Raw genomic sequence first — 12,051 nt, forward strand, 5'->3', positions numbered from 1 at the left:
GCGATCAGTTACTGACGATCGCCATGCCCTTTTCGCGCGCCAGAACCCGCATGCGGTCCTGCAGCTTTTCAAAGGCGCGGACCTCGATCTGGCGAATGCGTTCGCGAGAGACGTTGTAGCGCGCCGACAGATCTTCGAGCGTCATCGGATCATCGCGCAGGCGACGTTCCATCAGCACGTCCTTTTCACGGTCGTTCAGCACGTCCATCGCCTGGATCAGCATGTCGCGGCGGGTCGAAAGCTCGTCTTCCTCGGCGAAGGCGCCGGCCTGATCGGCGGTCTCGTCTTCCAGCCAGTCCTGCCATTGCGCGGTCGAATCGCCATCCGCCGAACCCACGGTGGCATTCAGCGAGGCATCCGAACCCGACAGGCGCCGATTCATGTCGATGACTTCCTGCTCGGTGACGTTCAGGTCCCGGGCGATCTGGGCGACGTTTTCGGGGCGCAGGTCGCCTTCCTCCAGCGCGCCCAGTTTCGCCTTGGCCTTGCGCAGGTTGAAGAACAGCTTTTTCTGGGCCGAGGTGGTGCCCATCTTCACCAGCGACCAGGACCGCAGGATATATTCCTGGATCGAGGCGCTTGATCCACCACATCGCATAGGTCGCGAGCCGGAAGCCGCTTGTCGGGCTCGAAGCGCTTGACCGCCTGCATCAGGCCGACGTTGCGCCTCGGAAATCACCTCGGCCGATCGGCAGGCCGTAGCCGCGATAGCCCATGGCGATCTTGGCGACGAGGCGCAGGTGCGAGGTGACGAGCTTGTGCGCCGCGTCGCGGTCGCCATGCTCGACGCCAGCGCTTGGCCAGCATGTATTCCTCTTCCGGTTCCAGCAGGGGGAATTTGCGGATTTCCTGCAGGTAGCGGTTAAGCCCCTGTTCGGGGCTGGGGGCCGGAAGGTTCGTGTAATTTGCCATCAATCTGTTCCTGCTGCCCGTCGGGTCCGACGGGAAATCGTTAGCCAGTCATACGCGCGCCGGACGCCGGGGTTCCGTCGGTGAAGCCGCATGACCAAGGGGTCAGCGGCGCAGATGTTGCAGAAGGTTTTCCATATCTTCGGGCAAGGCGCTGTCGAATTCCAGTAACGCTCCGTTGAGCGGATGCAGAAAACCCAGATGGGCCGCATGAAGCGCCTGCCGGGAAAAGGCGCTGATCGCCGCCGCCGCATCCGCGCCAAGCGCCACGGCCGAGGGTTTGCGCGACCCGCCATAGGTCGGATCGCCGATCAACCCCAGCCCCGCATGGGCCATATGGACGCGGATCTGATGGGTCCGCCCGGTTTCCAGCCGGCATTCGACCAGCATGGCCGAGGGCGGCACGCCGAAGGATTCGACCAGCCGGGCCCGGGTCACGGCATGGCGGCCGCGGTCGAAACTGACCGCCTGACGCTGCCGGTCGGTCGGGTGGCGGCCCAGCATCGTGGTGATGCGCAAGACGCCGCCCGGCTCGAACGCGATGCCCGGCAGGCCGCGCAGGCGCGGATCGGCGGGGTCGATCACGCCATGGGCCAGCGCCAGATAGCGGCGGTTGGCGCTGTGTTCCTCGAACTGCCTGGCAAGGCCGTGATGGGCGCGGTCGGTTTTCGCGACGACCAGCAGCCCGGATGTGTCCTTGTCGATGCGATGCACGATGCCCGGCCGCGCGGCGCCGCCAATCCCCGACAGGCTGCCCGCGCAATGGGCCAGCAGCGCGTTGACCAGCGTGCCGTCCGGCGTGCCGGGGGCGGGGTGGACGACCATGCCCGCAGGCTTGTCGATGACGATCAGCTCATCGTCTTCGTAGACCACGGCCAGCGGGATCGCCTGCGGCTGCGCCTCGATCAGGGCGGGTTCGCCCATGATGATCCGCCATGTCCCGCCACTGACCGCGGCGCGGATATCCGTCACCGGCCCGTCCGGCCCCAGCACCGCGCCATCGGCGATCAGCCGCGCCAGACGGGAACGCGACAGCGAGGCTTGCTCTGGCGCGGCGGCGGCAAGCGCCTTATCAAGCCGCTCGGGCGGGCTTTCGTCTGGCAGGGTGATGATGAGGTCGGGCATGGAAGGCAACGGGTCTGAAGATCGGACAAAGGACGCGGCGGCAGAGCAGGCGGCGCTGCCGATGCTGCGCTATCTGCGGGCGCTTGTCACCTCGCTTGCCGTGGTGATGGGTCTGGGGATCGTGGCCATCGTGGCGATCCTGTGGATCAGGCTGGGTCAGGCGCCGCTGCCGGAACTGCCCGCGAATATCGCATTGCCCGCAGGCGCCACCGCCGAGGCCGTCACATTCGCCCGCAACTGGATCGTCGTCGTCACCGGTTCCGGGGAAATCCTGCTGTATGACACGACGGGCCTGCTGGTGAACCGCGTGGTCCCTTAGGGTTTTTTCGCGGCTTTCTTGCCTTCCAGCGCCTCGATCCGGCTGCGCAGTTCGGCGTTTTCGGTGCGGGCCTTGATGGCCATGTCGCGCACCGCCTCGAATTCCTCGCGGGTGACGAAGTTGCGGTCGGCCAGCCAGCGGTCGATCATGCTGTTGAAGGCGGTTTCCGCCTCGTTGCGCGCGCCTTGCGCCACGCCCATCGCATTGGTCATCAATTTCGAGAGATCATCGAACATACGGTTCTGCGCAGACATGGGCGGCCTTTCGGATTTTGCTCCGCTCCTATATGGCCCCAAGGGTGGCCGGGTTCAATGTCCCTGCCGAACCGGAAACAGGACAAAGACGCGCGCATGATCCCTTTCCCCGACATTTCACCCGAGATTTTTACGATTCACCTGTTCGGACAGGCGTTTTCGCTGCGCTGGTATGCGCTGGCCTATCTGGTCGGCCTGCTGATCGGCTGGTGGATCATCGCGGCGCTGATGCGGCGGTCCCGGCTGTGGGGTGGCACGGCGCCGATGGCGCCCGGCAAGGCCGAGGAATTGCTGACCTGGGTGATCTTTGGCGTGATTCTGGGCGGCAGGCTGGGTTTCGTGCTGTTTTACGAACCCGCCTATTACCTGGCCAATCCGCTGCAGATCCTGCGCATCGACGAAGGCGGCATGTCCTTTCACGGCGGGTTTGTCGGGGTCGTCGTCGCCGCGTGGATTTTCTGCCGCCGCAACGGGATTGCCCCCCTGCGGCTGGCCGATGCGCTGGCGGTCGCGACGCCGGTGGGTCTTGGCCTTGGCCGGATCGCGAATTTCATCAATGCCGAGCTGTGGGGCCGTCCGACGGAACTGCCCTGGGGCGTGATCTTTCCGGGCGCGGCCGCGCAGAACTGCCCCGGCGTCGAGGGGCTTTGCGCCCGCCACCCCAGCCAGTTGTATGAGGCGGGGCTGGAAGGGCTGTTTCTGGGCCTGATCCTGCTGGTTCTGGTCCGCGCGGGCGGGTTGCGCCGCCCCGGTCTGGCGCTTGGGGTGTTCGTTGCGGGCTATGGCATCAGCCGTTTCATCGTCGAATTCTTTCGTCAGGCCGATGCGCGTTTCATCACCCCCGACAATCCGCTTGGCCATGTGATGGGCGGTCCGGTCTGGGGGATCACGCGCGGCCAGCAACTGTCCTTGCCGATGATCGTCGTCGGGCTGGCCTTTGTCGCCTATGCGCTTTCGCGGCCAAAGGTGGGTGATGACACCGCTTGAGCGCCTGATCGCCGCCCGCATCCGCGCAGGCGGCGCGATGCGGCTGGACGAATACATGCAGATCTGCCTGCTGCACCCGCAGCATGGCTATTACGCGACCCGCGATCCCTTTGGCGCGGCGGGGGATTTCACCACCGCGCCGGAAATCAGCCAGATGTTCGGGGAAATGGTGGGGCTGGCGCTGGCGCAGGCATGGCTGGATCAGGGCGCGCCCGCGCCCTTTACGCTGGCCGAAATCGGGCCGGGGCGCGGCACGCTGATGGCCGATATCCTGCGCGCGATCCGCATCGTTCCGGGCATGGCGGATGCGGCGCAGGTCACGCTGATCGAGGCCTCGGCCCATCTGCGCGGCGTCCAGCGCGACCGGCTTGGACATGGCATCCGCCATCTGGATACGGTCGCCGATCTGCCCGAACAGCCCCTGTTTCTGGTCGCCAACGAATTTTTCGACGCGCTGCCGATCCGCCAGTTCCAACGCATGCCGCAGGGCTGGGCCGAACGCATCATTGCGCTGGATGACGCGGGCCGCCTGACCATGGGCCTTGCCGCGCCCGAACCTGCCAGAGATGCGGCGCCTATGGGCCTGATCCGCGAGAGCTGCCCGGCAGCCGCCCCGATCGCGGCGACCATCGCCGGGCTGATCGCGCGGCAGGGCGGGGCGGCCATATTCATCGACTATGGCGGATGGGACGGTTCCGGCGACACCTTTCAGGCCCTGCGCCGCCACCGTCCCGAGGATCCGCTGGGCCATCCGGGCGAAGCCGATCTGACCGCTCATGTCGATTTCGCCCCCCTTGCCCGCGCGGCGATGGCGGCGGGGGCGCGGGCATCGCGCCTGCTGGAACAGGGGGCGTGGCTGTTGTCGCTTGGCATTGTCGAACGCGCGCGCAGATTGCAGGCGGCGGGCGACAAACAGGCGGGGCCTGCGCTTCATCGCTTGACCGATGCGGGCGAAATGGGACAGTTGTTCAAGGTGCTTGCCCTCTGGTCGCCCGGCGCGCCTGCCGTTCCCGGTTTCACAACTTTGGAAGCTCATGCAGACGATGCTTGAAATCCTGACCGAAGACCTTCTGTCGCCGCTGCGGCACGGCTTTTTCACACGCAAGGGCGGCGCCAGTTCCGGGCTGTTCGCCGGGCTGAACTGCGGGCGGGGATCAAGCGATCAAAGCGAGATCGTGGAAATCAACCGCAGCCGCGTGGCCGAGGCGATGGGCGTCGGCATCAACGCGCTGTTCACCGTCAATCAGGTCCATTCGGCCGATGTGGTGGTGCTGGCGCAGGGCGATGATCCGGCGGCGATTTCCGAGCGCCGCGCCGATGCCATCGTGACGAATATTCCCGGTCAGGCGATTGCGGTCCTGACCGCCGATTGCCAGCCGATCCTGCTGGCCGATGCCCGGGCGGGCGTGATCGGTGCCGCTCATGCGGGGTGGAAAGGCGCGCTGAACGGCGTGATCGAGGCGACCGTCGGCGCGATGCAGGATCTGGGTGCGCGCCATATCACCGCCGTCATCGGCCCGACCATCAGCCAGCGCGCCTATGAGGTCGGCGATGATTTCATGGAAAATTTCCTGGTCGAAGACCCGTCCTATGGCCGTTTCTTTTCCGGCGGTCCGAACGGGCGGCCGATGTTCGACCTGCCGGGCTATGGGCTGATGCGCTTGCGCGAGGCGGGGGTGAATGCCTTCTGGAACCGCCATTGCACCTATTCCGACCCGGACCGCTTCTTTTCCTATCGCCGCACCACCCATGAAGGCGCGGCGGATTACGGGCGGCTGATTTCGGCCATCGTTCTGTAATTTTATCATTATCCGCGATGACAGCCGCCTGACGACCGGCTATCTTCCCCTCACTTCCAAGGGGAGCCCCGGCAAGGGGCTGAGAAACCGATGGCCCTGTGGGGCGGCGCGGTGACCCTTTGAACCTGATCCGGATCATGCCGGCGAAGGGATGGGACATGAACACCTGCCTGACGCTGGCCCACACGCGGGGCCTGAAATGCACACGAACGACATCGCGGCCCCGCCCTTGCCTGAAAGGGGCCATGGATGACCCACAGCTTTACCGACAATCTGCGTGCCGAGGCCGAGCCGACATGGTCGGATGCCGTCCAGCATCGTTTCATTCGCGAACTCTGCGACGGCAGCGTGCCGGACGCGGTGATGGGCGCCTATCTGGTGCAGGACAGCCGCTTTCTGGACGCCTTCCTGATGCTGCTGGGCGGGGCGATGGCCAGCGCCGATACGGCCCCGGCGCGGCTGCGCTTTGGCCGCTTTGCCGGGATGGTCGCGGGCGAGGAAAACTCCTATTTCGAGCGCAGCTTTCAGGCGCTTGGTCTGGACCGTGCCGCGCGCGAGCAGGTGCCCGATACCGCCGCGACCGCCGGTTTCAAGGCGATCATGCGCGAGGCGGCGGTTTCGCTGTCCTATCCCGCCGTGCTGGCCGTGCTGAACGTGGCCGAAGGGCTGTATCTGGACTGGGCCGCCCGCGCGCCACGGCCCTTGCCGCGGAATTTCATCCATGCCGAATGGATCACGCTGCACGACAACCCGGATTTCCGCGATTTCGTGGGCTTTCTGCGGGCGGAACTGGATCGTGTCGGGCCGGGTGACGCGGCCATCGCGCGCGAGTTCTTTCTGCGCGCCGTCGGGCTGGAGCGTGACTTTTTCGATGCCGCCTATGACCCGGCGTTCCATCTGGCACCGGCCTGACGGGCAGGGGCGTCCCGAAAGGGGCGCCTAGCCCTCGTTCACGCGGGCATCGACGATTTCAAAGGGAATCGCCGGTTCGTCCTTGGCGCAGCGGATCACCAGGCTGGTCTTGACCGAGGCCACGTTATCCGCCGCCGTCAGGCTTTCCGTCAGGAACCGCTGAAAGGTCGGCAGATCGGGCGAGACGCATTTCAGGATGAAATCAATCTCGCCGTTCAGCATGTGGCATTCGCGGACCAGCGGCCAACTGCGCGCCTGACCCTCGAATGCCGACAGATCGCGTTCGGACTGGCTTTTCAGCCGGACCATGGCAAAGACCTGAACCTCCAGCCCCAGTTCGCGCGGATCGACATCGGCGTGATAGCCGCGGATGAAACCCGATTCCTCCAGCGCGCGGACGCGCCGCAGGCAGGGCGGGGCGGAAATGCCGACGCGCCGGGCCAGTTCGACGTTGGTCATGCGCCCGTCGGCCTGCAGCTCTGCCAGTATCTTGCGGTCGATATCGTCAAGTCTGGCTGCGCTCATTCGTCCCTCACCGCCCTTTCGGGGCTGAAAATCTTGCCGGAAACTATCGTGGCGGGCCGGAATGCGCAATATTCTTTCTGCCGCATGGCAGAAACGCCGTCGCGTTCGTTGTCTCATTGCAAGCCGGGTCCGGCGTGTTTAGGTGAAAGGCAAGGCGCCGACCAGCGCGAAACGATCACATCAAGGGGGTGCTGCCATGTCCGCAAGCAATTCAGAAACCCATCCGACCCATACCCGCCTGCTGATCATCGGCTCTGGCCCGGCGGGCTATACCGCCGCCGTCTATGCCTCGCGCGCGATGCTGGAACCCGTGCTGATCCAGGGCATGCAGCCCGGCGGCCAGCTGACCATCACCACCGATGTCGAAAACTGGCCCGGCCTGACCGAGGTGCAGGGCCCCGACCTGATGGTCAACATGGAAGCCCATGCCCGCGCGATGGGCGCGACGATCGTCACCGATACCGTGACGCGGCTTGACCTGTCGGTGCGCCCCTTCGTCGCCGAACTGGACAGCGGCGCGCGCATGACCGCCGATGCCGTGGTGCTGGCGACCGGCGCGCAGGCGCGGTGGCTTGGCCTGCCGACCGAGGAAAAATTCAAGGGCTTCGGCGTTTCGGCCTGTGCGACCTGCGACGGCTTTTTCTATCGCGGCAAGCGCGTCGCCGTGATCGGTGGCGGCAATACCGCCGTCGAAGAGGCGCTGTATCTGACCAATTTCGCCGACAAGGTGACGCTGATCCATCGCCGCGACAGCCTGCGCGCCGAAAAGATCCTGCAGGCCCGCCTGTTGCGCCACCCCAAGATCGAGGTGATCTGGGACCACGACCTGCAGGAGGTTCAGGGCAGCGACAAACCCCTGAGCGTCGAGCGGCTGGTCCTGCGCCATGTGAAAACCGGCGCGATCCGTGAACTGGATGTGGCGGGCGTTTTCGTTGCCATCGGCCATGCGCCCGCGAACGAACTGGTCAAGGATCAGCTGGAACTGCACAACGGCGGCTATGTGAAGGTCGAACCGGGCACCACCCGCACCTCGATCCCCGGCGTCTTCGCGGCGGGCGACCTGACCGATCACGTTTACCGTCAGGCCGTGACCAGCGCGGGCATGGGCTGCATGGCGGCGCTGGATGCCGAACGCTGGCTGGCCGAACATTCGGACGCGGGCCTGCCCGATCCGGCGGCGGCGATGGAACCTGCCGAAACCGTCTGATCTGCCCGGACAGATGCCCCTGAATTCACCCCGGCCCGGCCTTGAGCCGCGCCGGGGTTTTTGCTGCGCTGCGGCGAGCTGTCAGCCCCGGCAGAATCCCGCGGGCGGGCGCAGGCCTTGGTTGATCATCCCGCGCCTGACCGCTAATGGCCCTGCCATAGCTGCTGTGCGATCGCCCCGGCACGGCGTCGAGATTGCCCCCGCGCCGCCCCCCGCGCGCCTCAGTGACCGCGAGTGTATTTGCATGACCGAACCGAACCTTGCCCCGATCCCGGAGCTTTACGTTTCCCCCGAAACCGCCGAGCGTCTCAAGGACGAAGCCGGTCACATGCCCTCGTGGGATCTGACCGCGCGCCAGATCTGCGACCTTGAACTGTTGATGAATCGCGGTTTTTACCCTCTGCGCGGGTTCCTGACCGAGACGGATTACAATGCGGTCGTCGAGACGATGCACCTGACCACGGGCGATCTGTGGCCGATGCCGATCACGCTGGACGTCGGCGCGACTTTTGCCGAGGGGGTCGAGCCCGGCACCGACATCGCCCTGCGCGACCCCGAAGGCGTCATTCTGGCGATCATGTCGGTCACCGACAAATGGGTGCCGGACAAAAGGCGCGAGGCTGAAAAGGTCTTTGGCGCCGATGATCCGGCCCATCCGGCCGTCAACTACCTGCACAATGTCGCCGGGCCGGTCTATCTGGGCGGGCCGGTCACCGGGTTGCAGGCGCCGACCCATTACGATTTCCGGGGCCGCCGCGACACGCCGAACGAACTCCGCGCCCATTTCCGCAAGCTGGGCTGGCGCCGCATCGTCGCGTTCCAGACCCGCAACCCGCTGCACCGCGCGCATCAGGAACTGACCTTCCGCGCCGCGCGCGAGGCACAGGCCAACCTGCTGATCCACCCGGTCGTCGGCATGACCAAACCGGGCGATGTCGATCATTTTACCCGCGTCCGCTGCTACGAGGCGGTGCTGGACAAATACCCCGCCGCGACCACCCATCTGTCGTTGCTGAATCTGGCGATGCGCATGGCCGGCCCGCGCGAGGCGGTCTGGCACGGGATCATCCGCCGCAACCACGGCCTGACCCATATGATCGTCGGCCGCGACCACGCCGGCCCCGGCAAGAATTCCAACGGGGAAAATTTCTACGATCCCTATGCCGCGCAGGAACTGTTCCGCGAGTTTCAGGACGAAATCGGCATCGAAATGGTCGATTTCAAACAGATGGTCTATGTGCAGGAACGCGCCCAATACGAACCGCTGGATGAGGTCGAGGAGGGCGCGACCATCCTGGACATCTCGGGCACGGAACTGCGCCGCCGGTTGCGCGAAGGTCTGGAAATCCCGGAATGGTTCAGTTTTCCCGAGGTGGTCAGGCAGTTGCGCCGCACCTCTCCGCCGCGTGACCGTCAGGGCTTTACCGTGTTCTTTACCGGCCTGTCGGGGTCGGGCAAATCGACGGTTGCCAATGCGCTGATGGTCAAGCTGATGGAACTGGGCGGGCGTCCGGTCACGCTGCTGGACGGCGATGTCGTGCGCAAGCATCTGTCGTCGGAACTGGGTTTTTCCAAGGAACATCGCGATATCAACATCAAGCGCATCGGCTATGTCGCGTCGGAAATCACCAAGAACGGCGGCATCGCGATCTGTGCGCCCATCGCGCCCTATACCTCGACCCGCCGTGCCGTGCGTGAAATGGTCGAGGCCGGCGGCGCCTTTATCGAGGTCCATGTCGCGACCACGCTGGAGGAATGCGAACGCCGCGACCGCAAGGGCCTGTACAAGCTGGCCCGCGAAGGGAAAATCAAGGAATTCACCGGAATTTCCGATCCCTATGAGGCGCCCGAAAATGCGGAACTGCGCGTCCAGACCGAAGGCGTCGATGTCGATCACGTCGCCCATCAGGTTCTGCTGAAGCTGGAATCGATGGGCCTGATCGGGCTGGAGTAAGAAATCTGCGCCTTGTGCATGATGTGATGGAACAACAGGGGCCGCACCGGCATTTCCGGTGCGGCCCCTTTTCGGATGCCGCGACAATTTGAAGGTAGGGCCAATGACAGATCCCGTGCTGATCCTGTGCATGAAATGGGGCACGCTGTATGACGCGCAGGATGTGAACCGGCTGGCGGCTGGCGTGCGCCGCCACCTGCACCGCCCGCATCGCTTCATCTGTTTCACCGATGATGCCGCCGGGCTGGACGCCGGGATCGAGGCGCTGCCCTTGCCCGAACTGGGCCTGCCGCCCGGCAATCACGACACGCGCTGGCGCAAGCTGGCGTTGTTTCGCCATGATCTGGCCGGGCTGTCGGGGACCGCGCTGTTTCTGGATCTGGATCTGGTGGTGGTCGACGATCTGGCGCCGTTTTTCGAGCTGCCGGGCGATTTCCTGATCATCCGCGATGACGATCTGTTCCGCCCGAAACCGCTGCGCCGCATCAACCCGGAACGCGACCGGTTTCTGCATATGGTCGGCAATTCTTCGGTGTTCCGCTATCAGGTCGGGGCGCATGGCCATGTGCTGGACAATTACCTTGCCGATCCCGCTGCCGCCGCGCAAGCCTATGAACACGAACAGCAATTTCTAAGCGCGGAACTGGAAAAGCGTGGCTTGCTGGCCTATTGGCCGCGCGGGTTGTGCGTCAGTTTCAAGAATGACTGCGTGCCGCGCCATCTGGCCAGCTATCTGCGCGCGCCCTCGCTGCCAGCGGGCGCGCGGATCGTCCTGTTCGCGGGAAACCCCAAGATGTCCGAAGTCTTTTCCGGGGGTGGCAACACATGGTATCGGCGCATCGGCAATATCGACTGGCTGCGCCGCGCGTGGATGGGGTGACGCCATGCCTGTCACCACCGCCTTGGACGACAATTCCGTTTCGGGCGTGATGGTGCTGGCCTGTCCGGCGGCACAGCAAGCGCGGCGATGAATCTGGCAGCCCGCACGAACTTGCGCGGGCCGCCTGACATCTGCATCAATGGACGCTGACCGGCGTCATTTCATGTTCGCGCGCCAGCATGAAGGCCAGGCCGCGCCCCTGCACCAGTGCCAGACGCGCGCCATCGGCGCCGTGGACGGCATAAAGACCGTCGCTGCCGGAAACCTGATCGCGCAGTTCCTGCGGCAGGGTTTCGACCGGGACCTGACGGATATAGACGGTGTTGTCGGCGGGTTCAGAGCCGAAATCATATTTGGTATTCATTGCGATCCCCTTTCTGAGCGGCTGATCGGGATGGTTTGGACAATGCTGTCGGGGGCAGAGCGGTGCAGGTCGATGTTCAGCAACCCGTTTTCCATGCTGGCTGCCAGCACCTCGACCCCGTCGGCCAGCACGAAACTGCGCTGAAAGGCGCGGGCGGCGATGCCCCGGTGCAGAAAGACGCGGGATTCGTCGATTTCGGCCTGACGGCCGCGAATCACCAACTGGCGCTCTTCCAGCGTGATCGCCAGATCGGTTTCGGCGAAACCGGCGACGGCCAGCGTGATGCGAAAGCCGTTCGCCCCCACATGTTCGATATTATAGGGGGGATACCCCTCGGCGCCCTTGGCCGCACGTTCGGCCAGACGTTCCAGCTGATCGAAGCCCAGCAGGAAGGGATGGGCGGCCAGACTGATTTTCGACATTGCTCTAGCCCTTGATAAGCGACTGCGCATCGGCCCCCATCATGGCGGACCGACAGGACCAATATGTGAACGCAATTGGCTTTGCACAAGATGGGGCAGGGGTGTTAACAGGCCGTAAACAGGGCGCTATAAAGGCGTAAGTTCAGCCAAGGCCAGCCAGATGACCTCGCAACACGAAATGTCCCACGAAGAAATCGCCCGCGCCAGGCTGGAGGTCCTGCGCCGCGAGCATCGCGATATGGACGAGGCGATCGCCGCCCTGTCGGGGCAGAGCCTGACCTCGTCCCTGACCCTGCAGCGCCTGAAAAAGCAGAAACTCGTGCTGAAAGACCGCATCGCCCGGATCGAGGACGACCTGACCCCCGACATCATCGCGTGATTGCGCCGGTCTGCC

General features: G+C 64.8%; 14 protein-coding genes, 1 pseudogene and 1 riboswitch. Of the genes and pseudogenes, 9 read left to right on the forward strand and 6 right to left on the reverse strand.

The window, feature by feature from the left end; genetic code table 11:
* Positions 1-4: 4 nt before the first annotated feature.
* Positions 5-912, reverse strand: a pseudogene (rpoH, locus tag PE067_RS15325) (RNA polymerase sigma factor RpoH).
* 102 nt (positions 913-1,014) lie between these two features.
* Positions 1,015-2,034, reverse strand: a complete 1,020-nt coding sequence (locus PE067_RS15330) for a pseudouridine synthase (RefSeq protein WP_276190574.1) — start codon at positions 2,032-2,034, stop codon at positions 1,015-1,017.
* Between PE067_RS15330 and PE067_RS15335 the strand changes: the two genes are divergently transcribed.
* Positions 2,033-2,353, forward strand: a complete 321-nt coding sequence (locus tag PE067_RS15335; RefSeq protein ID WP_346429706.1) for a DUF6476 family protein — start codon at positions 2,033-2,035, stop codon at positions 2,351-2,353. The genes PE067_RS15330 and PE067_RS15335 overlap by 2 nt on opposite strands.
* On the opposite strand, the gene PE067_RS15340 is transcribed toward PE067_RS15335, so the two are convergent.
* Entirely contained in the window at positions 2,350-2,607 is a 258-nt protein-coding gene (locus PE067_RS15340; protein WP_276190575.1) for an accessory factor UbiK family protein, read from the reverse strand. The two genes, PE067_RS15335 and PE067_RS15340, sit on opposite strands and share 4 nt — an antisense overlap.
* 96 nt (positions 2,608-2,703) lie before the next feature.
* Between PE067_RS15340 and lgt the strand changes: the two genes are divergently transcribed.
* From lgt to PE067_RS15360, 4 genes are all read left to right on the forward strand, one after another.
* On the forward strand, positions 2,704-3,594 hold the full coding sequence (gene lgt / locus PE067_RS15345) for a prolipoprotein diacylglyceryl transferase (protein WP_276190576.1): 891 nt from the start codon (positions 2,704-2,706) through the stop codon (positions 3,592-3,594).
* Positions 3,581-4,645, forward strand: coding sequence for an SAM-dependent methyltransferase (locus PE067_RS15350; RefSeq protein WP_276190577.1), 1,065 nt, complete (start codon positions 3,581-3,583; stop codon positions 4,643-4,645). The genes lgt and PE067_RS15350 overlap by 14 nt, the downstream gene beginning before the upstream one ends.
* Positions 4,638-5,393 carry a peptidoglycan editing factor PgeF gene (pgeF, locus tag PE067_RS15355; RefSeq protein ID WP_276190780.1) on the forward strand — a complete coding sequence of 252 codons (756 nt, stop codon included), beginning with the start codon at positions 4,638-4,640 and terminating at the stop codon, positions 5,391-5,393. The genes PE067_RS15350 and pgeF overlap by 8 nt, the downstream gene beginning before the upstream one ends.
* Positions 5,394-5,442: 49 nt before the next feature.
* A riboswitch (TPP riboswitch) is annotated at positions 5,443-5,562 on the forward strand.
* Between the two features lie 80 nt (positions 5,563-5,642).
* Positions 5,643-6,305 carry a TenA family protein gene (locus PE067_RS15360; RefSeq protein WP_276190578.1) on the forward strand — a complete coding sequence of 221 codons (663 nt, stop codon included), beginning with the start codon at positions 5,643-5,645 and terminating at the stop codon, positions 6,303-6,305.
* Between the two features lie 27 nt (positions 6,306-6,332).
* Here the strand turns inward: PE067_RS15360 and PE067_RS15365 are convergent, their stop codons facing one another.
* Positions 6,333-6,830 (reverse strand): Lrp/AsnC family transcriptional regulator, encoded by a 498-nt coding sequence (locus PE067_RS15365; RefSeq protein ID WP_276190579.1) that lies wholly within the window; start codon positions 6,828-6,830, stop codon positions 6,333-6,335.
* 196 nt (positions 6,831-7,026) lie between these two features.
* Here PE067_RS15365 and trxB point away from each other — a divergent pair, with 196 nt between their 5' ends.
* The 3 genes from trxB (at position 7,027) to PE067_RS15380 (ending at position 10,871) form a co-directional block, all read left to right on the forward strand.
* Positions 7,027-8,037: a thioredoxin-disulfide reductase gene (gene trxB, locus PE067_RS15370; protein ID WP_276190580.1), complete on the forward strand. Its 1,011-nt coding sequence runs from the start codon at positions 7,027-7,029 to the stop codon at positions 8,035-8,037.
* Positions 8,038-8,281: 244 nt separating this feature from the next.
* Positions 8,282-9,991 carry a bifunctional sulfate adenylyltransferase/adenylylsulfate kinase gene (locus PE067_RS15375; protein ID WP_276190581.1) on the forward strand — a complete coding sequence of 570 codons (1,710 nt, stop codon included), beginning with the start codon at positions 8,282-8,284 and terminating at the stop codon, positions 9,989-9,991.
* 103 nt (positions 9,992-10,094) lie between these two features.
* Positions 10,095-10,871 (forward strand): hypothetical protein, encoded by a 777-nt coding sequence (locus PE067_RS15380; protein ID WP_276190582.1) that lies wholly within the window; start codon positions 10,095-10,097, stop codon positions 10,869-10,871.
* Positions 10,872-11,007: 136 nt separating this feature from the next.
* Here the strand turns inward: PE067_RS15380 and PE067_RS15385 are convergent, their stop codons facing one another.
* Together PE067_RS15385 and PE067_RS15390 are read right to left on the reverse strand one after the other, a co-directional pair.
* Complete coding sequence (locus tag PE067_RS15385; protein WP_276190583.1) at positions 11,008-11,235, reverse strand: DUF1150 family protein; 228 nt, start codon at positions 11,233-11,235, stop codon at positions 11,008-11,010.
* Positions 11,232-11,657 (reverse strand): Hsp20 family protein, encoded by a 426-nt coding sequence (locus PE067_RS15390; RefSeq protein ID WP_276190584.1) that lies wholly within the window; start codon positions 11,655-11,657, stop codon positions 11,232-11,234. The genes PE067_RS15385 and PE067_RS15390 overlap by 4 nt, the downstream gene beginning before the upstream one ends.
* Positions 11,658-11,817: 160 nt before the next feature.
* Here PE067_RS15390 and PE067_RS15395 point away from each other — a divergent pair, with 160 nt between their 5' ends.
* Positions 11,818-12,036, forward strand: a complete 219-nt coding sequence (locus tag PE067_RS15395; RefSeq protein ID WP_276190585.1) for a DUF465 domain-containing protein — start codon at positions 11,818-11,820, stop codon at positions 12,034-12,036.
* Positions 12,037-12,051: the final 15 nt, after the last annotated feature.

The organism is Paracoccus sp. DMF-8 (assembly GCF_029309835.1).
GTDB lineage: Bacteria > Pseudomonadota > Alphaproteobacteria > Rhodobacterales > Rhodobacteraceae > Paracoccus.